The sequence below is a fragment of the Bradyrhizobium sp. WYCCWR 12699 genome (assembly GCF_032144035.1).
In the GTDB taxonomy this organism is placed as follows: Bacteria; Pseudomonadota; Alphaproteobacteria; order Rhizobiales; family Xanthobacteraceae; genus Bradyrhizobium.
In genome coordinates this window covers 262,648-285,108 of record NZ_JAVTJN010000001.1, presented here as the reverse complement: position 1 = coordinate 285,108, position 22,461 = coordinate 262,648, and the positions used below count along the sequence as shown (strand labels likewise).

The window sequence follows — 22,461 nt, the reverse complement described above, 5'->3', positions numbered from 1 at the left end:
TCCTAGCGCCCCATCTGCGAGGGCAGCCAGAGGATGATAGACGGAAACGCCACCAAAATCGCGATCGCGATCAGATGCGCGATGAAATGCGGGAAGGTGCCGTGGAACACTTCCGCCACCGGCCGCTTGGCGTAGCGGGCGACGATGAAGCAGTTGAGGCCCACGGGCGGCGTGATCATGCCGACCTCGGCGGTGACGATCTTGATGACGCCGAACCAGATCGGATCGAAGCCGAGCGTCTTGATCAGCGGCAGCACGATCGGCACGGTCAGCACCAGGATCGCGATCTGGTCCATGAACGAGCCGAGCACGATGTAGCCGAACAGGATCAGCGTGATGATCACCCAGCGCGAGGTCTGCAACGAACCGATCCAGGCGACGAGATCCTGCGTCACATGGGTGAGCGTGAAGAAATAGCCGAAGATCGAGGCACCCACGAGGATCGTCACGATCATGCAGGTGCCGTGGCAGGCGCTGAGCAGCGCCTTGTACAGCGATCCCGGCGTCACCCTCCCCTTGGCGATGGCCAGCAGCAGCGCACCCGCAGCACCAAGTGCGGAGGCTTCCGTCGGCGTCGCCACGCCGAGATAGATGGTTCCGGTGACGAGGGAGAACAGCAGCGCCATCGGCCCGACCTGCCACAGCAGCGAAAAACGCTCGCGCCAGGACACGGGCTCGATGCGCGGCGCCCGCGACGGATCCTGCCAGACCAGGAAGTAGATCGTCGCCATGATGGTGGCGGTGACGAGCGCCGCCGGAATGATGCCGCCGATCAGGAGCTGCCCGATATTGACCTCCGCGAGCAGGCCGAAGATCACCAGCGCCACGCTGGGCGGGATCAACATCGCCAGCGTGCCCGAGATCGCGACGACGCCGGCCGCCATCTTCGGCTCATAGCCCTGGCGGATCATCGCCGGAAGACTGGTCGACGACAGCGTCGCGGCCGATGCCGTCGAGGTGCCGCAGATCGCCCCAAAGCCGGCCCCGGCTAGAGCGGTCGCCATGCCGAGCCCGCCGGGGATCCGGCCAACCCACGCGGAGGCGGTCTTGAACATGTCGTCGGCCACGCCGGACAGCAGCACGAGGTCCGCCATCAGCAGGAACATCGGGATGGTGATCAATTCATAGGACGACACCGTCGAGAGCGGCGCCGTCTGCAGAATGCCGAACAGCGTGCCGGTGCCGCCGACCATCAGCAGACCGACCGAGCCGGCGAATCCCATGGCGAAACCGACCGGCGTGCCGATCGCCAGCAGGACAAAAAGCAATCCAAGCACGAGGATGACTGTCATCGCGGCCGCCGTTATTCGAAGGAATGGGCTTCGCCGGTCTCGTTGACAGGCGGCAGGGGAAACAGATCACGACCCGAGACGAGGCTGAGGACATTGCCGACGAGCTGCAGCGCCAGCCGCAGCACCAGCACGCCGCAGCCGAACGGCACCAGCGCGGCCGAAATCCAGGTCGGCCAGGCAATGGCGCCGGCCAGCACGTCGTGCTGCTCGTAATTCTCCAGCGCGCGCTCGAACCCGACCTTGCAGATCAGAGCGAAGACGAACAGGCCGGTGAGTGCGGTGACGATCTCCGACAGCCTCCGGCCCCCGGTGGGAAAGCGCGAGAGCAGGATGTCCACGCCGACATGCGCATGCACGCGCAAGGTATCGGACAACGTCAGGAAGAACACGGCGGCCAGAAGGTAGAGCCCGATCAGGTCGTAGGTGAAGGAGAACGGGCTATTCATGACGTAGCGCATGAACACGTCGGCCACCACCAAGGCCATGATCGCAAACAGAGCGACCGCGGCGATCACCGTCAGCGCGCGCTCCAATACGCCGAGCACGTCCGTCGCCCGCTTGATCATCGCTCTCCCTTTCCGCTCGATCCTGTAGGCGGCGCTACTTCGCGCCACTCGCCGCGAGCAAACCTTCGAACTCCTTCAGCGCGGCGGAAGCCTGCTTGCCGCGGCTGTCGAGCCCGGCTGCCCATTCCTGCGCGACGCCCTTGAGCTTCTCTTTCATCTCCGCGCGCGTGGCATCCGGGAGCGCGGTGAAGCCGATCCCCCCGTCCTTCATCTTCTGCCGTGTCGCGTCCTGCTCCTTGTCGACGTCGGCGCAGGCGTTCGGCGTGATTGCTTCCGACGCGGCGTCCATCGCCTTCTTCACATCGTCGGGCAGCTTGTCCCAGACCGATTGATTGATCGAGTAGGCAACGATGAAGCTGCCGAAGCTGACGCCGTCGGTCGCGTATTTGACGAGCTTGTCGAGGCCATAGGCGACGACGCTGTCCATCGGGAACAGCAGCCCGTCCATCGTGCCGCGCGACAGCGATTCATAGGCATCGGGCGCGGCCATGCGCACCGGCACCGCGCCGAGCGTACGGACCGTCAGATCCTGCGCACCGCCGGTGGTGCGCAGCTTCAGCCCCTGCATGTCCTTGATGGTCTCGACCTTCGCCTTGGCGGTCCACACCTGATAGGGCGGCAGCACCACAGCCATCAGCAGCTTGATCTTGTTGGGCGCATATTCCTGCTTGGCGAGGATGCCTTCCCGCGCCGTTTTCCAATAGGCCAGCGTGCCCTGGCAACTGGTCTGGAAGGCGCCCGGCAATTGCGCGACCTCGGACAGCGGCATCTTGTCGGAGACGTAGGACGGCCCGATGTAGCCGATGTCGACCACGCCGGACTGCGTCAGCCGCAGCATGTCGGTGGCCTTGCCCATCTGCTGGTTCGGATAATGCGTGAACGTCACCGCGCCGTTGGTGCGCTTGGCGACATCGTCCATCCAGGGCTTGAGCATCAAACGAACGAGATAGTGGTCGGCGGGGAAGCTGTCGGCGACCTTCAGCTCCAGCGCCTGCGCCGGCAATGTCGAGACCGGCAGTGAAAATGCCAACGCGGCGGCCGCCCAGACCCAATTCCTCTTCATTCGCTTTCTCCCTGACGCGCCCTCACGCCGACGGCGGCAGCCATTTTGCTGCCGGTCGCTTCGGCCTCACTTCTTGCTTGAGAAGTTTGTACATATATGTGAATTTATATGTCAAGTATATGAACTAAGCATGGGCCTATGCGGCTGTTGGCGAAGCCCACGAATTGACATGCCCGTTTTCTGAACACTAACTCCACGTATATGAACTCTCACGCGAGGCCTCATGGGACCGCTCGCCGGCTTCACCATTCTCGACCTGACCTCGGTGTTGATGGGCCCTTACGGCACACAGGTGCTGGCCGACATGGGGGCCGACATCGTCAAGGTCGAAAGCCCCGAGGGCGACATCGTCCGCCAGATCGGTCCCGGCCGCACGCCCGGCATGGGCGGGATGTTCCTCAATGCCAATCGCGGCAAGCGCAGCATCGTGCTCGATCTCAAGAAGAAGGAAGGCCGCGACGCGCTGCTAAGACTGGCGAAGCGCGCCAATGCGCTGGTCTACAATGTGCGCCCGCAAGCCATGGCGCGGCTCGGCCTCGACTACGAGAGCCTCCGCGCGGTCAACCCCGCGCTCGTCTATGTCGGTGCGTTCGGCTACGGCCAGTCCGGTCCCTACGCTGCAAAGCCCGCTTATGACGATCTGATCCAGGGCGCGGCGACCATCCCGACACTGCTGGCAGCCGCCGGCGACGGTACGCCGCGCTACGTCCCCGTCACCATCGCCGACCGCATCGTCGGGCTGATGATGGTCAATGCGATCATGGGCGGGCTAATGCACCAGCAGCGCACGGGTGTGGGCCAGCGCATCGACGTGCCGATGTTCGAATCGATGGCGGAGTTCGTGCTGGTCGATCATCTCGGTGGCCTCACCTATGACCCGCCGCTCGACCATGGCGGCTATCCCCGCCTGCTGTCGCGCTACCGCCGGCCCTACAAGACCAGCGACGGCTATCTCTGCGTCCTCATCTACAACGACAAGCACTGGCGCAGCTTCTTCGAGGCGATCGGGCAGCCGCATTTCCTCGATCAGCCGCGCTTTGCCAACCACGCCGCGCGCACGAAGCATATCGACGAGATCTATGAGGAGATCGGCCAGATCTTCACCACGCGCACCACCGCGGAGTGGCGAGAGCTGCTGGAGCGCGCCGACATTCCGGTGATGCCGATGCACACGCTGGAGAGCATCCTGGACGATCCACATCTCAATGCGGTCGACTTTTTCAAGACGGTGGACCACCCCGTTGAGGGGCGCATCCGCCAGATGCGCGTGCCCTCCACCTGGAGCGCAACCCAGCCGGAGCCAGCCGGCCCCGCGCCGACGCTCGGCCAGCACGGCCGCGACATCCTGCATGAAGCCGGCTTCTCGACTGAAGAGATCGACCAACTCGCAGAGCAGAAGGCAGTTCACCTGGCGCCGCCGCCGTAAGAAGCGGGGGGGGGGCGCCGGCAAAAATCGAGACACAGGGAGGAAACCGCGATGGCCGGACTTTATTTCGAAGACTTTTCCGTAGGCCAGGAGTTCAGGCATCCGCTGACCCGGACCGTCACGGAGATGGACAACACCATGTTCAGCCTACTGACGCTCAACCCGCAGCCGCTGCATATCGACGCGCATTTCGCCGAAAAGACCGAGTTTGGGCAGCGCATTTTCAACAGCCTTTACACCCTCGGCATCATGATCGGCATGACGGTCTATGATACGACCATGGGCACCACCGTTGCCAATCTCGGCATGACCGACGTCACGTTTCCAAAACCGGTCTTCCATGGCGACACCTTGCGGGCGACGACGAAGGTGCTTTCGTTGAGGGAATCCAAATCGCGCCCGAGAGCGGGCATCGTCGAGTTCGAGCACCATGCCTTGAACCAGAACGACGAGATCGTCGGAAAATGCCGCCGCATGGCGATGATGCACAAGAGGCCGGTCTGATGCGTTCGATGCTGTTCGTGCCGGGCGATTCCCCGCGCAAATTCGAGAAGGCGAGCGAGGGCAAGGCCGACGCGCTGATCATCGACCTCGAGGATTCCGTCGTCGCCGAGAAGAAGCCGGAGGCGCGCACCCTGACGCTTTCCATGCTGAAGAGCCGCCCCGGCCCGCACCAGCTCTATGTCCGCGTCAACGCGCTCGACACCGGCATGACGCTGGCCGATCTCGCCGCGGTGCTGCCCGGCAAGCCCGACGGCATCGTGCTGCCGAAATCGCAAGGCGGCGACGATGTGCGGCGGGTCGCAACCTGGCTCGAAGCGCTGGAAGCGGCATCCGGCATCGCGGCCGGCACGACGCGTATCATCTGCGTCGCGACCGAGACGGCCAGCTCGATCTTCGGCCTCGGCAGCTACAAGGGCTGCTCCCCCCGCCTCGCCGGCCTGATGTGGGGCGCGGAAGACCTCTCGGCTTCGCTCGGCGCCACCGAGAAAGCCTCCGGTGGCGTGTTCCACAGCCCCTATCGTCTGGCGCGCGATCTCTGCCTGATGGCAGCCGCTGCGGCCGAGGTCGCGCCGATCGACACGGTCTATACCGACATCGACAACCTCGCCGGCCTGGAAGCCGAAACGCGCGCCGCGCGGCGCGACGGTTTTTCCGCCAAGGCGCTGATCCATCCCAAGCATGTCGATGTCGTCAACGCGGCGTTCGCGCCCACCGAGGCCGAAAGGACCTGGGCGGAGAAGGTGATCGCGGCGTTCGCGAGCAATCCGAATTCCGGCACGCTGCGGCTCGACGGCCAGATGATCGACAAGCCGCATCTTCGCGCCGCGAAGAAGATCCTCGGCCAGCCCTAGAGCCCAGCTCCGATGGAATCGGAACTGAGCTTGAAAACGCTCTAGATCAGGACGCAAAGCCCGCCATGATCGTTCGCCAAGCCGCAAACGTCCTGGAGATCATGGAATTCTTCGCGCAGGCGAGGAAGCCGGCGACGCTTGCGGAGATCGCCGATCATTTCGGCTGGCCGCGCTCGTCGACCTTCAACCTGCTCACGACGCTGTCGGAGAAGGGCTATCTCTACGAGCCGCGGCCGCGCGCCGGCTTCTATCCGACGCCGCGCTGGCTGGCGATGGCGCGGATGATCTCGGAGGTCGAGCCGCTGCCGCAATGGACGCATCAGCTGATCGCCGATCTCTCCGCCGAGACCGGCGAGACCGCCTCGATTGTGGCGCCGGCCGGCGTGATGGCCGTGTTCATCGACGTCGTCGAATCCCAGGCCGCGATCCGTTATTTCGCGACCATCGGCCATCGCGTGCCTATCCATGCAACGGCCAGCGGCCGCTCGTTGCTGCTGCAATATTCGCAGGAAGAGCGCGACTCCGTCTATCGCAAGATCGAGTTCAAGCAATACGGCCCGTCGACGCCGATCAGCATCGAGGCGGTCGAGACCGAGCTGCGAAACTCGATCGCGCGCGGTTACTGCCAGAGCTTTGGCGATTACAGCCGCGATCTCGCCGGTGCTGCGATCCCGTTGCCGGTCGGCGACCGCCGTCTCTCGGTCGTCGTCGCCGGCCCGGAATTCCGCATTGGCCCCAGGGTCGGCGAGGTCGCCGCGCTGATCGCGCGCACGGTCGATCGGCTGCGGCCGAAGGCGCCGGCTTGAAGCTGCGGTCTCAGTCGAAACCTTGAACGGGCGGCGTCGAACTCTGCGCCGGTACGGCTGGCGCGGCTTGAACCGGCGGCGGGGCCGGATTGGCGGCAGCTCTCATCTGGCCATTGGCTTCCATGGCTTGGCGCATGCGCGGTTGGTTCCTGGCCGCGGCCGCGCGACGCGGCGGCGGCCGATGTCCTGCCGAGCGCGAACCTCTCACGCCCCACGATCGCGCGATCGAAGGTCCCGCGGTGTAGCCGATCAAGGCGCCCGCGACCGCACCGACCGGTCCCAGCACGACCGCGCCCGACACCGCGCCGAGCGCCGCGTCCCCCGCGCGCTCCTGCGCAACCGCGCTCACGGGCACAAAGGCCAGCAATGCGACAGCAGTGATCAGAGCTTTGGTCATCTGAGCGTCTCCCTCACGGGAAACCACTCCTGCTCAAATATGGCCGCACGAGGTTCGCTTGCCGGCCAACAAATGGCAATTGCCGGGTGGAACCGGGCGTCGGGCGACGGTGGCACTCCTTCCGCCAGTGCGCACGGCGTGGATGGCCGGGACGAGCCCGGCCATGACGATGTGGAGGCCAGGTTGCCGCAAATCGCTCAAACGCGATCGTCCGGCCGCACAGGGAGGGCGAAAGCAGCTACACGATCTTGATCGACATATCCGGCAAGCCTTCGAGCTTGCACAGCAGCACGTCGCCCTTCACAACGGGACCGACATTTTCCGGCGTGCCGGAATAGATGATGTCGCCGGCTTTCAACTCGAACGCTTCCGACAGCTTTGCGATCTGCTCGGCCACGCTCCAGATCATCTTGCTGAGATCCGAGTTCTGCTTGACCGTGCCGTTGACCGCCAGCGAGATCGCGCCCTTCTCGAAATGGCCGGTCTTGCTGGCGGGGTGAATCGGGCCGAGCACCGCGGCGTGGTCAAAGCTCTTGCCGATCTCCCAGGGCTTCTTCTCCGCGGCCATGCCGTTCTGAAGGTCGCGCCGGGTCATGTCGAGGCCGAGCGCGTAGCCATAGACGTGGTCGAGCGCCTTATCGACCGGGATATTGGTGCCGCCGGATTTCAGCGCGGCGACCAGCTCGACCTCATGATGATAGTTCTTGGTCAACGACGGATAGGGATGATCGGCGACCTCGCCGACCGCGACGTTCTGGATCGCGTCGGTCGGCTTCTGGAAGAAGAACGGTGGCTCGCGGTTCGGATCCGAGCCGCGCTCGATCGCGTGTGCCGCATAATTGCGCCCGATGCAGTAGATGCGCCGGACCTGGAACACCTCTTTCTCGCCGACGATCGGGATGGTCACCATCGGTACCGGAAAGATCGGCTTGGGCCCTGCCTGCGCTGCGGCCGGAACGACGTCGGCCATGGTTGCCGCGGTCGCGACGGCGGCGGTTGCAAGCAGATCGCGTCGCGTCGGTGAGGTCCGTTTCATCTCGGGGCTCCCTTCCTTGTCGTTGGGCCGCGTCAGGCGCGCCGCTCCGGCTGATAGTCGATCTTCAGCGTACCAGCAACAGGAACGCCGCGGTGCGGGCTTCAAACATCTTGACAGCTGCTTCGCGCTGAATATTTTTTCGTCGAGAAAGTACTTTCTCACCCTCGAAAATCAAAGGATCCAAAGCGACCGTCTGGAGAGACGACGATGCTCGATGAGAATTTGGCCCTTATACGCGCGCACCGCAACAATATTCACCGCTATCGGCGGCTGCTGAAAACAAGGCTGTCGCGGCTGGAGCGCAATTTCATAGAGCGGCGCCTCGCGGAAGAGAAGTCGGCGCTCGATGCGCTGACCGCGGCGACCTTCCCTGTTGGCTTCCGCGCACCCGGGGTGCCGGCCGAGGTGATGGGGGTGGCGCAATGAACAGTCAGCGGGCGCTGCTCATTCGGGGCAGCGAAAAGGTGATCGGCCATTACGAGCTTCTGCTCGCGAGCGCCAAGACCGAGCATGAGCGCGAGCTTTATCAGCAGCGCATCGAGCGCGAACGTCGGCTGATCCGCGACCTGCAGGACGAGCCGGATTACCGCGCCGCCTAACTTGCTCCGCCTCTGCCGCTTGCGGGGGAGGCGGAGGCCCCCTCCCCAACCCTCCCTGGCGAGCGGGAGGGAGCGCACCTCCGTCATCGCGGCAATTGAGCCTCACCCCGTCATGCTCTAGCGAACGAGGCGATTGGGGCCTGCGAGCGCACTGCTTGATTGGTTCGCCGGTGCCACCCGCACGGTCGCGGTGAGCGGTGTGCCATTGCGCAGCAGATTGAGCCTCACCTCCTCGCCGACACGTGCCAGGCCAATCGTATTGCGGAGTTGTGCGGCGGTGCGGATCGGACGCTCGTCGGCAGCGGTCACGACGTCACCCTTGCGCAGGCCTGCCCTCTCGGCGGGCGAGTCTGCAGCGATCTCGGCGATCTCGGCGCCCTGGGTCAGTCCCTTGTTGATCGACGGATGCAGGTCTTTCAGAGAGACGCCGATGCGGCCGCGCTCGACGCGGCCACTCGCGACGATCTGCTCCATCACCTTGCGCGCCATGTTGACCGGAATGGCAAAGCCGATGCCGACATTGCCGCCGGCGGGCGAGATGATCGCCGAGTTGATGCCGACCAGTTCGCCGCGCAGGCTGACCAGCGCCCCGCCGGAATTGCCTGGATTGATCGCAGCATCGGTCTGGATGAAATCCTCATAGCCCTGCTTGCCGAGGCCGGTGCGGCCGAGCGCGCTGACGAGGCCCGATGTCACGGTCTGCCCGAGCCCGAAGGGATTGCCGATCGCGAGCACGAAATCGCCGACGTCGAGCGCATCGCTGTCGCCGAAGGGTAGCGCCTTGAGGCCCGTAGGGTTCTGGATCTGGAGCACGGCAACGTCGGTCGGCGGATCGCGTCCGACCACCTTGGCGGAGAACTGCCGACCATCCTTGGTCGTGATCTGAACTGCAGACGTGCCTTCGACCACGTGATTGTTGGTCAGCACATAACCGCGCTCGGCATCGACGATCACCCCGGAACCGGTCGCGCTCACCTCCTTTTCAATCTGCCGGGGAACGTCGAAGAACTCGCGAAACAAGGGATCGCGATAGAGCGGGTTGTCCTCGCGCACGCGGCCGTGCACGGAAATGTTGACCACGGCGGGTGTCACCCGGCGCACCAGGGGCGCCAGGGTCGGCACCGAGCCGCCGGTCTTCATGTCGGGGATTTGGCCGGCAGCAGGCTGTGACGCCATGAGCGTCAGCATCAGCATCGCCAGCAAGAGCGGACGCACAGCGTTCATCTTTTTTCCTGCCGCCTTGTATGGATATCGGAGAACGGGGTGGCTCACTCGCCGTCGCGTGACGCGGCGATCCAGCCTTGCATGGCGAGGAACGGAGCGGCGAAGGTCGCCGAAACCTGGCCGAGCAACACCAATCCCAGAACAGTCTGCGTGAGCATCATGGATGATGCCCCTCAGCGGCGGCCCAGGGCCGCCGCAGCCGCATCGGCACGCCGCCGCCGCGCGGCGGATCGTCATTGTCGTTGTCGCCGTCGAGCTTGCGCAAGCAAGCCAGGATATCGGCGAGCCGGACCGTGTGGCTCATCCCGGGGATCTCGCGTAAGCCGGGACAGGATTCGACCGCGTACATGTCGGATGCCCAGGACGACAGGATGATCCGCTTCTCCGGCGGAGAGAGCTCCTCAGCATTCAGGACATCGTCAGGCGAATCGTAATGGGCTGCGGGGTGAAACAGCGGATTGAGAGTCCCGGCATTGCTATTCACGTTGGTCATTTCTGAACCTCCCCTCATGCTCCTTTCCAAGGGACGTGCTTGTTGACGACGAGACGGCGGCGACAATCGCCGCCGTCCCGCTTGATGCTGTTGGTCGCAACAGCGAGAGCTTAAGCCGCTTTCTTCTGCTCGATCTGCGAGGCCGCAGGCGCGGCACCCGTGATCGGAATCCGGCGGGGCTTCATGGCTTCCGGAACCTCGCGGACGAGGTCGATGATCAGCAGCCCGTCCTGGAACGAGGCCTGCTTCACCTGGACATAGTCGGCAAGGTTGAACACGCGCCGGAAGGGCCGCGCAGCGATGCCCTGGTACAGATATTCCCGCGCGGCGGTCTCGGGTTTCCTGCCCTCGATCGTCAGCGCGTTCTGTTCGGCCGTCACCGTGACGTCGCTGGTGCCGAAGCCCGCCACCGCGAGACTGATCCGGTAATGGTCCTCGCCGGAGCGTTCGATGTTGTAAGGGGGATAATTGTCCTCGGTCGCCTGGCGCAGCGTGCTGTCGACGAGGTCGGCCAGGTGATCGAAGCCGATGGTGGAACGCCACAGGGGCGCGAAGTCGAAACTGGTCCTCATAACCAAGTCCTCCTGAGAGCAAGATGGATACGAAGGAGCGCAGGACAGAATCCCAGACGAGGTCCGAAGCCGGCCCGGCGCCCGCACCGGACCCGATCTGGCGTCCGGCACACCGCTCTCGCGGCGAAAAACGACTTAGAAAATCAGAAATAGCTTTCAAGGGGCGGTTCAAAAATTTTTAGAGCCCGACAGAGCCCCAGAGATATTCGCCATTGACAAACTAATTCGCTTATATCTAACTTTTCTAGGACCAGCCCGCCGCGCCATGCGGCCAATAAGAGAGAGGAGACAACCATGAGAGGGCTTCTGGCCTGCGCCTTGCTCGCGGCCATGACATCGGCTGCCGTAACCACAGCCGCGACCGCGCAAGTCTCCGACGACGCGGTGCGGATCGGCGTGCTGACGGATCTGTCGAGCTGGGGCCGTGACAATTCGGGGCCGGGCTCGGTCGAGGCGGCAAAGATGGCGGTGGAGGAATTCGGGCCGACCGTGCTCGGCAAGCCGATCGAGATCATCAGCGCCGACCACCAGATGAAGACCGATGTCGGCGTGCAGATCGTGCGCGGCTGGTTCGACAACGGCAAGGTCGATGCCGTCGTCGACATCCCCAATTCCGGCATCGCGATCGCCGTGCACAACATGGTGCGCGAGCGTAACAAGATCGCGCTGCTCTCCGGCCCCGGCGCAAGCTCGCTGACCGACGAGCTGTGCAGCCCCAACACTGTGCATTTCACCTACGACACCTATGCGCTGTCCAAGGTGACGGCCTCCGCCGTGATCAAGGAAGGCGGCAAGTCCTGGTATTTCATCACCGCCGACTACGCCTTCGGCCAGCAGCTCGAGAAGGACGCGACGCGCTTCATCAATGAGATGGGCGGCAAGGTGCTCGGCGGCGTCAAGCATCCGACCAACACGGCGGACTTCTCGTCCTTTGCGCTGCAGGCGCAAAGCTCGAAAGCCGACGTCGTCGCCTTCGCCAATGCCGGCCAGGACACCGACAACGCGATCAAGCAGTCCGGCGAATTCGGCCTCGTGCAGGGCGGCCAGAAGCTGGTTGGCCTCCTGATGTTCGACACCGACGTGCACGCGGTCGGCCTCAAAGCCGCGCAAGGCACCTATATGACGACGGCGTCGTACTGGAATATGGACGAGGCGACGCGCGCCTGGTCCAAGAAGTTCTATGAGCGCACCAAGGTGATGCCGACCATGATCCATACCGGCGTCTATGGCTCGGTCCTGCATTACCTGAAAGGCATCAAGGCCGCTGGCACCGACGATCCCGCCAAGGTGATGGCCAAGATGCGCGAGCTGCCGATCGAGGATATCTTCGTCCACGGCGGCAAGTTGCGCGAGGACGGCCGCGTCATCCGCGACATGTATCTCGCCAAGGTGAAATCGCCCGAGCAATCGAAGGAGCCGTGGGACTATCTGGACATCGTCAAGACCGTGAAGGGCGAGGACGCCTTCCGCCCGGTCTCCGAGTCCAAATGTCCGCTGCTGAAGAAGTGAGGTCCAGATGACCGGCAACGAGCATGGCGCAAGCGAAACCTACGAGTGCGATGTGCTCGTGGCCGGATCGGGCTGCTCCGGCATGTCGGCCGCGATCACCGCCCGCTCCCGCGGCCTCGACGTCTTGATCGTCGAGAAGGAGCCGCGCTTCGGCGGCACCACCGCCCGCTCCGGAGGCTGGCTCTGGATTCCCGGCACCTCGCTGGCGAAGGCCTATGGCATCGCGGAAACGCAGGAGCAGGCCCGCACTTATTTGCGGCACGAAGCCGGCAACAATTTCGATGCGGAACGCGTCGATGCATTTCTCACGGCCGGCCCCGAGGCGGTCGATTTCTTCACCGCCAAGACGGCGCTGCGCTTCGACATGCCGCTGGTGTTTCCCGACTATCACGCCGAGGCGCCGGGCGGCGCACAGGGCGGCCGCTCCATGGTGACGCGTCCGTTCGACGGCCGCGAGCTCGGCGACCTCATCAAGTCGCTGGGCATGCCGCTGCCCGAGCTCACCGTGTTCGGCATGATGCTGGGAAGCGGCAAAGAGATCATCCACTTCATGCGCGTGACGAAGTCGCTGACCTCCGCGGCCTACGTCGCCAAACGCCTGTCGCGACACCTGATGGACCTGCTGCGCTATGGCCGCGGCATGACGCTGACCAACGGCAATGCGCTCGCGGGGCGCCTTGCCAAATCCGCGCTCGACCTGAAGATTCCGATGTGGCTGTCCTCGCCCGTGCGCGAGCTGACGGTCGAGAACGGCGCGGTCACCGGCGCCATCGTGTCGCGCGAGGGACGTGAAGTCCGCGTTCGCGCGCGACACGGCGTCGTACTCGCCTGCGGCGGTTTTCCGCACGACGTCGAGCGCCGCAAAAAGATGTTTCCGCACGCGCCGACCGGGAACGAGCATTATTCGCCGGGGCCCACCGGCAACACCGGTGACGGCCTGCGTCTTGCGGAGCGCGCCGGCGGGCATGTCGAGGACCGCCTGCCCAACGCGGCAGCCTGGGTGCCGGTGTCGCTGACGACGCGCAAGGACGGCTCGAAGGGCGTGATGCCGCATTTCATCGACCGCGCCAAGCCCGGCGTCATCGCGGTGATGCGCGACGGCAAGCGCTTTGCCAATGAGGGCAACTCCTATCACGACTTCGTCCAGGCCATGATCAAGGCGGCCAAGCCCGGCGAGGAGATCGCGGCCTATCTCGTCTGCGATCACAAGACGCTGCGCAAATATGGCCTCGGCTGCGTGCCGCCCTTCCCGATGCCGCTGGGTCATCACCTCGAGACCGGCTATCTCATGCGCGGCGATACGCTGGAGGCGCTGGCGGCGAAGACCGGCATCGATGCCAGGGCATTCGCCGAGACGGTCAGGCAGTTCAATGCGACCGCCCCGCAAGGCCATGACGCCGCCTTCGGCAAGGGTTCGAAGGCCTATAATCGCTACCAGGGCGATGCCATGCACGGGCCCAATCCCTGCGTCGCGCCAATCGAGAACGGGCCGTTCTATGCCATCAAGATGGTGGTCGGCGACCTCGGCACCTATGCCGGCATCGTCACCGACGCGAATGCGCGGGCGCTCGATGCCGAGGGACGGGTGATTCCCGGGCTCTATGCCGCCGGCAACGACATGGCGAGCATCATGGGCGGCAATTATCCCGGCGCCGGCATCACGCTTGGGCCGGCGCTGACCTTCGGCTACATTGCCGGCCGCCATCTCGCCGACAGCGCCGCCAAGCGCGACGCGGCTTGAAGCCAAGCGCATCGGAGGCGCATGAAGAGAGAAAGCCGCGGCATCCAGTCCATCGAGGTCGGCGGAGAACTGCTCCGCGCGCTCGCCCGCAGCGGCGAGCCGATGATGCTGCGCGATCTCGCGCGCGAGGCCGGCATGACGCCCGCCAAGGCGCACCCTTATCTTGCCAGCTTCTCGCGCATCGGCCTGATCGAGCAGGACGAGACCACCGGCCGCTACGAGATCGGCGCGCTGGCGCTGGAGCTCGGCCTGATCAGCCTGCGTCGGCTCTCCGGCGTGCACATCGCAAGGCCGAAGATCGCCGCGCTCGCGAGCCAGATCGGACATGCGGTGTCCCTCGCCGTATGGGGCACGCACGGCCCGACCGTGGTCCAGCTCGAAGAGCCGGCCCAGCCGGTCCACATCGTCATGCGCGCCGGCTCGGTGATGGCACTGCTGGAGACCGCGACCGGCCGGGCGTTTGCGGCCTTCCTGCCGGAGAAGACAATCAACGCCGCGCTCGAGAGCGGCCTCGACCGTCACGGCGTCGGTTACAATCCCAAGCGCGCGGTGAAGGGCGCCAAGGTCGCGGAGATGCTGACCGAGGTGCGCAAGCACGGCCTCGCCCGCGCGCTCGGCGATCCCCTGCCCGGCGTCAACGCGTTCTCGGCCCCCGTGTTCGACCATTCCGGTCACGTCGCACTGGTCATCACCGCGATGGGGCCGGAAGGCACCTTCGATGCGCGCTGGGACAGCCCGATCGCCCATGCCCTGCGCGATTGCGCCGGCGGCATCTCGAAGCGGCTGGGTTACGGGATCACCGCTGCCGCGGAGTGAGTGCCTCTACTTCTCCTTCACCGGCACGGTGTAGTTCAGGATCAACCGCCCACCGTCCGGATAGATCGTCTGTCCCGTGATGTAGGAGGCATCGTCACTCGCGAGGAACGCGACGACGGAGGCCACCTCGCTCGGCTCGCCGCCACGGCCCGCAGGCGTGCGGGACATCACGGTCTTGCGGGCATCCTCGGAGGTATAGATCGACGACGCCACCATGTCGGTCAAAATCGTGCCCGGCCCGACCGCCACGACCCGGATGTTGTGCGGCGCGAGCGCGACGGCGGCGACCGACGTCAGCTGCTTCATGCCGCCCTTGGACATCGCATAGGTCGCCAGCGCCGGGATCGCCAGCAGCGCGTTCACCGAGGACATGTTGATGATGACGCCGCCGCCACCTTGCGCGATCATCTGCTTGGCCGCGGCCTGCACACCGAAGAACGCACCCTTCAAGTTGATGCCGATGATCTCGTCGAACTCCTCTTCGGATATCTCCAGGATGTCGCGGTTGCGGGCGACGCCGGCATTGTTGACCATGATGTCGAGCCGGCCGAATTCCTTCACGGCGGTGGCAACGAGCTGATCGACATCGGCACGCTTGGCCACGTTGCCGACAACGGTGCGCAGGGCGTCCGGGCGGCCCAACTCGGCGGCCGTCGCGGCAAGACCCTGGGCATCGACGTCGGAGATGACGACCTTGACGCCGTCGTCCAAAAATCTCTTCGCACAGGCCTTGCCGATGCCGCGCGCCGCGCCGGTGATGGCAGCAACCTTGCCGGATAGTTTCATGGGCTCACTCCAGGACTTGTGACGATGTCGCGGACGCGCTCACGCAAAGACGCGCGGTCGCAGTCCAGCATGAAACCAGGTGATCATGGAATAGATGTCGTAGACGGGCAACCCGACCTCGGCCTGAAGCGCGGCCGCGTAAGGCGGCATGTTGGTGCATTCGAGCACGATGGCGCCGACGTCAGGATTCTTGGCGACGAGCTGCTTGCCGGCCTCGACCACGTCGCGCTCGGCCTGTGCGATGTCCATGTCGTCCTTCTCGGCCTTGATCAGGACGCGAAAGAACTCCTTGCCGTTCTCGGTGCCGACCAGCGGCGTGTCGAGCGGCACGCCCGCGCCTTCGAGATGGGCCGGCGTCAGGGTCGAGCCCGAGACCGTGACGAGGCCGACGCGCTTGCCCGGCGGCAGGGTCGCCTGCACCCACGGCACCTGCATCAGCGACGAGGTCGCAACGGGCACGCCGACCGCGGCCGCGATCTCCTTCTGGAACAGCGAGAGGAAGCCGCAATTGGTGGTGATGGCTTCGGCGCCCAGCCGCACCAGATCCTTCGCCGCGTCGATGAAGTCAGGCAGCAGGCCGGCCGCACCCTTCAGCACCACCTTCTCGGGCGAAGCGCCGCTCACCACGCGATAGAGCACGGGGAACGGCCAGGTCGTGCCGTTGCCCATGTCGCCGGGAATGCGGGGAAAGCGCGCTTCCAGCATCAAGATGCCGAGCGGCGCGCCATAGATGGCCTTGCCGCCACGGGCGATCCGGGATGACGAGTTGGCAGGATAAGTCATGTTGCGACCTCAGAGGAAACGTTCGGGCGCGAAGGGCAGCAGCGGAATTTCAGGCGGCTTGCCGCTGAGGAGCTGCGCGACAAGGCGGCCGGTACGGGCCGAGCCGACCAGGCCGACATGGCCATGGCCGAAAGCATAGACGATATCACGCGAGGCGCGCGCATGGCCGATACAGGGGCGCCCGTCCGGCATGCTCGGCCGATGGCCGAACCACATCTTGATGCGTGAAGCCGGAATGTCCTTCGGCAGTTTCGGGAACATGCCGAGAAGATGATCGCGCAGGATCTCGGCCCGTTTCCAGTTCGGTGCGGCCTCGAGGCCCGCGATCTCGACGGTGCCGGCGGCGCGCAGGCCCTTGTTGGTCCAGTTCACCACCATCTTGGCGTCAGACGCCATCATCGAGCTGCGCGGACCTGTTTCCGGATTCTCGATCATGACGTGATAGCCGCGCTCGGTCTCCAGCGGCAGGACATCGCCGACGGAGGCGGTGAGCTGCTTCGATCGCGCACCGGCGGCAACCACCGCGGCATCGCAAGGTATCTCGCCGGTCTCGGTGACAACGGCGACGAGCTTGTCGCCGTCCAGCCTCAAGCCGGTCGCCTTGGCCCGTACATGCTTGGCTCCGCCAGCGATCGCATGATTGGCGAGGGCTGCGACATAAGCGCCGGGATCGCGGCAGCGGCCGGCCTCTTCCACCACCACGCCAAAGGTGTAGCGCGAATGCAGGTCAGGCTCGCGCTGGCGAATCTCGTCGGCGGAAAGCTCCAGCCATTCGACGCCGACCTTCCGGCGCAGGCGCCAGCCGAGATCATTGTCGAAATTGCTGCGCGAGGGAAACACATGCATGACGCCATTGCGCTCGATCAGCTCGGGGACACCAGCTTCTTCGGCGAGCTTCCGGTGCAGCAGCGGCGCGTCCTTGAGGAGATCGCGTAGCGCGAACGCCGTGGTCTCGACCCGCGCCGGGGTCCACCCCGAGAGCAGATATTTGATCAGCCAGGGCAGCGCCTTCGGCAGATACGACCAGCGGATCGCGAGCGGCCCCAGCGGGTCCATCAAATAGCCCGGCACCTTCTTCCAGATGCCCGGCTCGGCCGGCGGGATCACCGAATGCGACGACAGCCAGCCGGCATTGCCATAGCTTGCCGCCTGCTCGCCGCCGGGCTCGCCCGGATCGATCAGCGTGACGCGGTGGCCCTCGCGCAGCGCCTCGATGGCGCTGATCACACCGACCGCGCCAGCACCGATGATGGCGACATGGCGACTGGCCGCCATCGCTTTAAGCCTTCACCGCCGGCGTAAAGTCCTTGCCGACGGAGATAGCCCTGGGATCGATGATGCAGTGGAGGATCGACGGCTTGCCCGAGGCCAGCGCGCGCTCGAACGCCGGCGCGAACTCTTCCGTGCGCTCGACGCGCTCGCCATGTCCGCCGAACGCCTTCGCATACATCGCAAAGTCGGGATTCTTGAGCTGGGTGCCGACGACGCGGCCGGGATAATCGCGCTCCTGGTGCATGCGGATGGTGCCGTATTGCGCATTGTCGACGACGATGACGATCAGCGGCGCATCGTACTGCACGGCGGTGGCGAACTCCTGGCCGTTCATCAGGAAGCAGCCGTCGCCGGCGAAGGCGACGACGATCCGATCCGGATATTGCCGTTTCGCAAGCACCGCCGCCGGCACGCCATAGCCCATCGAGCCCGAGGTCGGCGCGAGCTGCGCCGCAAAGCTGTGGAAGCGGTGATGGCGATGGATCCATCCGGCATAATTGCCGGCGCCATTGCAGACGATGGCGTCCTTCGGCAGCCGGTCGCGCAGCCAGGTCATGACCTGGCCGTACTGGAACGTGCCGGGCAGCTCGCGCGCCTTGTCGGTCCAGGCGAGGTAATCGGCATGCGCCTTGGCGGCCTCGCCCTTCCAGGCAATCGCGCCCGCGGGCTTCAGCGTCTCGACGGCGGCAGCGAACGCGGCGGGCGTTGCCTGGATCGCCAGATCGGGCTGATAGACGCGGCCGAGTTCTTCGGAGCCGGGATGTACGTGAACCAGCTTCTGCTTCGGATTGGGAATGTCGAACAGTGTGTAGGACGAGGACGGCATCTCCGACATGCGGCCGCCGATCAGCAGGACGACGTCGGCGTTGTCGATGCGCGCCTTCAGACCCGGGCTCGGTCCGATGCCGAGATCGCCGGCATAATGCGAATGATCGGCATCGATCAGCGAGGCCCGGCGGAACGAGGTCGCGACCGGCAGGTCGAAGCGCTCGGCAAAGCGCGCGATGCTCTTGGTCGCCTCGTCGGTCCAGCGCGAGCCGCCGAGGATGACCAGCGGCGCCTTGGCGCCCGCGAGCATGGCGCCGAGCTTTTCGAGATCGGCCGGGGCGGGCCAGCTCACCGCCGGCTCGATGCGCATGGCATCGGCAACGGCGGCAGTCTCGGTCAGCATGTTCTCCGGCAGCGCGATCACCACGGGACCGGGGCGGCCCTGCATGGCGACGCGGAAGGCGCGCGCCACGAGCTCCGGAATGCGGTCGGGACGGTCGATCTCGACCGCCCATTTCGCCATGGAGCCGAACACGGCCTTGTAGTCGAGTTCCTGGAACGCCTCACGCTCACGCATGCCGGTGTCGACCTGGCCGACGAACAGGATCATCGGCGTCGAATCCTGCATGGCGATATGGACGCCGTGGCTGGCATTGGTGGCGCCGGGGCCGCGGGTGACGAAGCAGATTCCGGGCCGCCCGGTGAGCTTGCCATAGGCTTCCGCCATCATGGCAGCGCCGCCTTCGGCGCGGCAGATCACGACGTCAATCGGGCTGTCATGCAGCGCATCGAGGGCCGCCAGGTAGCTCTCACCGGGCACGCAGGTGACGCGGTCGACGCCTTGCGCGACGAGCTGATCGATCAGGATCTGGCCGCCGGTGCGGGTGTTGCGGATGGTCATGTCGGCTCCCTCAAGGCTCTGGCGATACGCCATTATTCGCCGAACTGGGTAAGACACGCCGACAGAGCGCGCAAGCGCCAAAGGCGATCATAGCCTGCGCAGGCGTCATGCCGGTCCGTGCCCCCTGCACGACAGCCTGCTCGCAATGACGGAGTATGACGCAACAGCATCGCTCTTCTCCATCTCGCTTGCAGACGCGCCTTCGCCTTCTCGCAGCGCCTTGCGCCCGAGTCTTGCGCTTCTCGTCACGCCCTCAATGAAAGGGCGCAGGGAAGGCCGGGCGCCGGCTGGCACCCGCTTGTCCGTCGTGCGATGAAAATGCACACGCAATGCACAACGGATGACAGGTGAAGCCGGAAACGTCCGGCCTTCCCTGCGCGATGTTTGACGGCGTATGGCGCGCTCTCCCGGGAGCCGACCTTTCCTTTGGCCTCCCTCGTCTCGCGGATTGACGGCGCGCTTTGCCCGGTTGGGCTCGGCGCACCTCCGCAAGGCTTGACTGTAGCAACGACAGCCAGGACCACGCGATTTGGCCGTACGCTTCAGCGCCGCTCGTCCGCACGCGGCCAGGACCTCACGGGGTTGATCCCGCCCTGCTCCCGCCTGTCGTGCACGACGCCGCCTGCGTCCACCGCTCCCCGATCCGCGGTTCGAAACGACGTACGACCGCCCCTTTCGCCGGATCAGGATGGACGACACATACGCCGAAACCGAATTTCGGTAAAGTGGAATATTTTTAGACGTTGCGCTTGACAGAGGCCGACACAGGCACGCGTGCGCTGCCCCAGACCGCATGCACTTGCGGCGGCTACCGAGCCGCGACGTTTTCGTCTACGGTCGGGCCAAACTCAAACGAGGACACCGGAATGCAGACCATCGGCCTGATCGGCGGCATGAGCTGGGAGAGCACGGCGCTCTATTACAAGCTGATCAACGAGCGCGTCCGCGAACGCATAGGCAAGCTGCATTCGGCCCCGCTGCTGCTGTACTCCTACGATTTCGAGGAGATCAAGCAGATGCAATATGCGGGCCGCTGGGGGGAGGCGGCGGCCAGCCTTGCCGAGGTCGCGCGGCGTCTTGAAAGCGCAGGCGCGCGGGCGATCGTGCTGTGCACGAACACGATGCACAAGCTGGCGCCCGAGATCGTCTCTGGCGTCAGCATTCCGTTCATTCACATCGGCGATGCGACGGCGCAGCGGATCCGGGCGAAAGGCTACCGGCGGGTCGGGCTGCTCGGCACCAAGTTCACGATGGAGGAGGACTTTTACGTCGACCGGTTGCGCGCGCATGATCTCGACGTGCTGGTTCCTCCCACCGAGGCGCGCGCCGACGTCAACCGCATCATCTATGACGAGCTGTGCCTTGGAATCGTCACTGACCCCTCGCGTCGCCGCTATCGGGACGTGATGGCAGCGCTCGTCGCCGCCGGTGCGGACTGCATCATCCTCGGCTGCACCGAGATCACGATGCTGGTCGGGCCCGATGATACCTCGGTCGAGACGTTCGACACCACGGCCATTCACGCGGAGACGGCGGCGGATTTCGCCATCGGGGGATCTTAAGCGACGCCTCGCGCCTTGGGCCCGCCGGATTGCGCCAGCAGCTCCGTCCATAGCCGCGACCGCGCCTCGTCTTTGAGGGAGACGACATGGAACGGCTGTCCGAAAATCGCGAGCGGCTCGTTGGCTGACGTGAACCGCGGCCAGGCCTCCGCGGCGTCGGGCACGCCGGTCGTGACGAAGCGCAGCACATCGGCCTGAAACCGCGCCGCGACCTCGACGTCGTCAAGTGTCATCGGGCCGCCCTTGCGTTTCAGGATCGGGCGATCGACGAAATCAGGCAGATGCGCCCAGAGACAGGCGTTGTCGGCACCGTGGGTCGGGCCTTGCGACAGGAACGGCTCCAGCGCCGGTCGGTGATCGAACCGGCTGAGCCAGACTGCGCCGCCCGCCCCGGCCTGCAGCCGCGCGAGATCGGCCATCGGGCGATGCCAGAACGCATCCGACAACAGCGCCTCGTACGGATCCTCATCGGCGCGCGCGGTGGCACGATATGAGGACAACAGGCGCTCCCAGCCGGTATCGCCGAATGAAGCCCGCAGCTGCCGCTCGGTGGTGCGGATCATCGCGGCCGGCGGCGTGCTTTTCAGGAACATCACCATCTCGTCGCGGCAGGAGCCGAGCCAGAGCGGAATGTCCCGCAAGGCCCCACTGGCGAAGACATCGCGCGGCTCGCGCGGGATCACGACGCCGTCGAGCACCGGCCCGAACAACGTGCCTTGCTCGGTCTCGTCCGCCAGCCTGCGGCCGACCCGCTCCACCGCAGCGAACAGTCTTGGCAGTGGCACCGACCCGATCGCGCCCGGGTCGCGCGCCAGTTCGAGCTCGTCGAGCACGCGGCGCGCGACGTCGTCGGCGTGATCGGCGCGCATGATGGTTCGCCCGGGCGCGCTGAGCGCGAGCGCGCGGATGAATTTTCCCCTCGCCTGCGGCAAGGTCGCGAGCGCGATCACCATGGAGGCGCCAGCCGACTGGCCGGACAATGTGATTGCGTCAGGATCGCCGCCGAAATTCGCGATATTGGCGCGCACCCAATGAAGCGCGGCGAGCGTATCCTGGAGCGCGAGGTTGTTGGCCTCGTGAAGGCCGTGACGATGCAGCTGCAGGAATCCGAGCGGGCCAAGCCGGTAGTTGATGGTGACGATCACCGCCGGGCCGTTCGCGGCGAGGAAGGCGCCATCATAGTCCGCACCGCCGCCGGTGACGAAGGCGCCGCCATGGACAAAGAACAGCACCGGCAGCGGACGATCGGCCCCTGCCGGCGTCCAGACGTTCAGGCTGAGACAGGCCTCCTCAATGGCATGATCGAGATGACCGGGTTGCGGCGCGTACGGACCGAAATCCGTGCAGTGCAGCGGCGCCGTCCTGCCAGCCGGCGGCCCCGCCTTCGCGAAGCGGCGCGCCGTCGCATAAGGCACGCCCTTGAAGACGCGCATGCCGTTCTGCACGAGGCCCGTGACGGGCCCGCTCGTGGTCGAAACTGCATTGGTCAACATG

At 65.3% G+C, this 22,461-nt stretch carries 22 protein-coding genes and 1 pseudogene; 10 read left to right on the top strand and 13 right to left on the bottom strand.

The window, feature by feature from the left end; genetic code table 11:
• Window positions 1-2 precede the first annotated feature (2 nt).
• The 3 genes from RPS27_RS01415 to dctP are packed head-to-tail and all read right to left on the bottom strand — an operon-like array spanning window position 3 to window position 2,921.
• Window positions 3-1,292 carry a TRAP transporter large permease gene (locus RPS27_RS01415; RefSeq protein WP_211416140.1) on the bottom strand — a complete coding sequence of 430 codons (1,290 nt, stop codon included), beginning with the start codon at window positions 1,290-1,292 and terminating at the stop codon, window positions 3-5.
• Window positions 1,293-1,303: 11 nt separating this feature from the next.
• On the bottom strand, window positions 1,304-1,858 hold the full coding sequence (locus tag RPS27_RS01410; RefSeq protein WP_212067264.1) for a TRAP transporter small permease subunit: 555 nt from the start codon (window positions 1,856-1,858) through the stop codon (window positions 1,304-1,306).
• A gap of 34 nt (window positions 1,859-1,892) precedes the next feature.
• Window positions 1,893-2,921, bottom strand: coding sequence for a TRAP transporter substrate-binding protein DctP (gene dctP, locus RPS27_RS01405; protein WP_212067265.1), 1,029 nt, complete (start codon window positions 2,919-2,921; stop codon window positions 1,893-1,895).
• A 223-nt stretch (window positions 2,922-3,144) separates the two neighbouring features.
• Here dctP and RPS27_RS01400 point away from each other — a divergent pair, with 223 nt between their 5' ends.
• The 4 genes and pseudogenes from RPS27_RS01400 (at window position 3,145) to RPS27_RS01385 (ending at window position 6,508) form a co-directional block, all read left to right on the top strand.
• Complete coding sequence (locus RPS27_RS01400) at window positions 3,145-4,347, top strand: CoA transferase (RefSeq protein WP_313753849.1); 1,203 nt, start codon at window positions 3,145-3,147, stop codon at window positions 4,345-4,347.
• Window positions 4,348-4,383: 36 nt separating this feature from the next.
• A pseudogene (locus RPS27_RS01395) lies at window positions 4,384-4,851 on the top strand (MaoC family dehydratase); the annotation flags it as partial.
• Window positions 4,851-5,702, top strand: a complete 852-nt coding sequence (locus RPS27_RS01390; protein WP_212067267.1) for an HpcH/HpaI aldolase/citrate lyase family protein — start codon at window positions 4,851-4,853, stop codon at window positions 5,700-5,702. The pseudogene RPS27_RS01395 and the gene RPS27_RS01390, both read left to right, overlap by 1 nt.
• Before the next feature lie 65 nt (window positions 5,703-5,767).
• Window positions 5,768-6,508 carry an IclR family transcriptional regulator gene (locus tag RPS27_RS01385; protein ID WP_211416134.1) on the top strand — a complete coding sequence of 247 codons (741 nt, stop codon included), beginning with the start codon at window positions 5,768-5,770 and terminating at the stop codon, window positions 6,506-6,508.
• A gap of 10 nt (window positions 6,509-6,518) precedes the next feature.
• Here the strand turns inward: RPS27_RS01385 and RPS27_RS01380 are convergent, their stop codons facing one another.
• Together RPS27_RS01380 and RPS27_RS01375 are read right to left on the bottom strand one after the other, a co-directional pair.
• Window positions 6,519-6,905 carry a hypothetical protein gene (locus RPS27_RS01380; RefSeq protein ID WP_212067268.1) on the bottom strand — a complete coding sequence of 129 codons (387 nt, stop codon included), beginning with the start codon at window positions 6,903-6,905 and terminating at the stop codon, window positions 6,519-6,521.
• A gap of 238 nt (window positions 6,906-7,143) precedes the next feature.
• Window positions 7,144-7,941 carry a fumarylacetoacetate hydrolase family protein gene (locus RPS27_RS01375; RefSeq protein WP_194404123.1) on the bottom strand — a complete coding sequence of 266 codons (798 nt, stop codon included), beginning with the start codon at window positions 7,939-7,941 and terminating at the stop codon, window positions 7,144-7,146.
• Between the two features lie 207 nt (window positions 7,942-8,148).
• Here RPS27_RS01375 and RPS27_RS01370 point away from each other — a divergent pair, with 207 nt between their 5' ends.
• Together RPS27_RS01370 and RPS27_RS01365 are read left to right on the top strand one after the other, a co-directional pair.
• The gene (locus tag RPS27_RS01370) at window positions 8,149-8,367 is read left to right on the top strand and encodes a hypothetical protein (RefSeq protein WP_212067269.1); all 219 of its coding nucleotides are present in this window, start codon (window positions 8,149-8,151) and stop codon (window positions 8,365-8,367) included.
• Window positions 8,364-8,540: a hypothetical protein gene (locus RPS27_RS01365; RefSeq protein ID WP_194404124.1), complete on the top strand. Its 177-nt coding sequence runs from the start codon at window positions 8,364-8,366 to the stop codon at window positions 8,538-8,540. The genes RPS27_RS01370 and RPS27_RS01365 overlap by 4 nt, the downstream gene beginning before the upstream one ends.
• Before the next feature lie 117 nt (window positions 8,541-8,657).
• On the opposite strand, the gene RPS27_RS01360 is transcribed toward RPS27_RS01365, so the two are convergent.
• The 3 genes from RPS27_RS01360 to RPS27_RS01350 form a co-directional block, all read right to left on the bottom strand.
• Window positions 8,658-9,764: a trypsin-like peptidase domain-containing protein gene (locus tag RPS27_RS01360; RefSeq protein WP_212067270.1), complete on the bottom strand. Its 1,107-nt coding sequence runs from the start codon at window positions 9,762-9,764 to the stop codon at window positions 8,658-8,660.
• A gap of 157 nt (window positions 9,765-9,921) precedes the next feature.
• Window positions 9,922-10,257, bottom strand: a complete 336-nt coding sequence (locus tag RPS27_RS01355) for a hypothetical protein (protein WP_212067271.1) — start codon at window positions 10,255-10,257, stop codon at window positions 9,922-9,924.
• Between the two features lie 110 nt (window positions 10,258-10,367).
• Window positions 10,368-10,829, bottom strand: a complete 462-nt coding sequence (locus tag RPS27_RS01350; RefSeq protein ID WP_212067272.1) for an Hsp20 family protein — start codon at window positions 10,827-10,829, stop codon at window positions 10,368-10,370.
• Between the two features lie 294 nt (window positions 10,830-11,123).
• Here RPS27_RS01350 and RPS27_RS01345 point away from each other — a divergent pair, with 294 nt between their 5' ends.
• From RPS27_RS01345 to RPS27_RS01335, 3 genes are read left to right on the top strand one after another with little or no spacing between them, the layout of a single operon-like run.
• Window positions 11,124-12,338, top strand: coding sequence for an ABC transporter substrate-binding protein (locus RPS27_RS01345; RefSeq protein WP_211416129.1), 1,215 nt, complete (start codon window positions 11,124-11,126; stop codon window positions 12,336-12,338).
• A gap of 7 nt (window positions 12,339-12,345) precedes the next feature.
• Complete coding sequence (locus tag RPS27_RS01340) at window positions 12,346-14,079, top strand: FAD-dependent oxidoreductase (RefSeq protein WP_212067273.1); 1,734 nt, start codon at window positions 12,346-12,348, stop codon at window positions 14,077-14,079.
• Window positions 14,080-14,100: 21 nt separating this feature from the next.
• Window positions 14,101-14,895: an IclR family transcriptional regulator gene (locus RPS27_RS01335; RefSeq protein ID WP_212067274.1), complete on the top strand. Its 795-nt coding sequence runs from the start codon at window positions 14,101-14,103 to the stop codon at window positions 14,893-14,895.
• Between the two features lie 6 nt (window positions 14,896-14,901).
• Here the strand turns inward: RPS27_RS01335 and RPS27_RS01330 are convergent, their stop codons facing one another.
• The 4 genes from RPS27_RS01330 to RPS27_RS01315 are packed head-to-tail and all read right to left on the bottom strand — an operon-like array spanning window position 14,902 to window position 19,405.
• Window positions 14,902-15,681, bottom strand: coding sequence for an SDR family NAD(P)-dependent oxidoreductase (locus tag RPS27_RS01330; protein ID WP_211416126.1), 780 nt, complete (start codon window positions 15,679-15,681; stop codon window positions 14,902-14,904).
• Window positions 15,682-15,720: 39 nt separating this feature from the next.
• Window positions 15,721-16,464 (bottom strand): aspartate/glutamate racemase family protein, encoded by a 744-nt coding sequence (locus RPS27_RS01325; RefSeq protein ID WP_194404132.1) that lies wholly within the window; start codon window positions 16,462-16,464, stop codon window positions 15,721-15,723.
• Window positions 16,465-16,473: 9 nt separating this feature from the next.
• Window positions 16,474-17,739 carry an FAD-binding oxidoreductase gene (locus tag RPS27_RS01320; protein ID WP_212067276.1) on the bottom strand — a complete coding sequence of 422 codons (1,266 nt, stop codon included), beginning with the start codon at window positions 17,737-17,739 and terminating at the stop codon, window positions 16,474-16,476.
• Between the two features lie 4 nt (window positions 17,740-17,743).
• Window positions 17,744-19,405, bottom strand: coding sequence for a thiamine pyrophosphate-binding protein (locus tag RPS27_RS01315; protein ID WP_212067277.1), 1,662 nt, complete (start codon window positions 19,403-19,405; stop codon window positions 17,744-17,746).
• A gap of 866 nt (window positions 19,406-20,271) precedes the next feature.
• On the opposite strand from RPS27_RS01315, the gene RPS27_RS01310 reads away from it, so the two are divergent.
• Window positions 20,272-20,967 carry an aspartate/glutamate racemase family protein gene (locus tag RPS27_RS01310; RefSeq protein ID WP_212067278.1) on the top strand — a complete coding sequence of 232 codons (696 nt, stop codon included), beginning with the start codon at window positions 20,272-20,274 and terminating at the stop codon, window positions 20,965-20,967.
• Here RPS27_RS01310 and RPS27_RS01305 read toward each other — a convergent pair.
• The gene (locus RPS27_RS01305; protein ID WP_212067279.1) at window positions 20,964-22,460 is read right to left on the bottom strand and encodes a carboxylesterase/lipase family protein; all 1,497 of its coding nucleotides are present in this window, start codon (window positions 22,458-22,460) and stop codon (window positions 20,964-20,966) included. The genes RPS27_RS01310 and RPS27_RS01305 overlap by 4 nt on opposite strands.
• Window position 22,461: the final 1 nt, after the last annotated feature.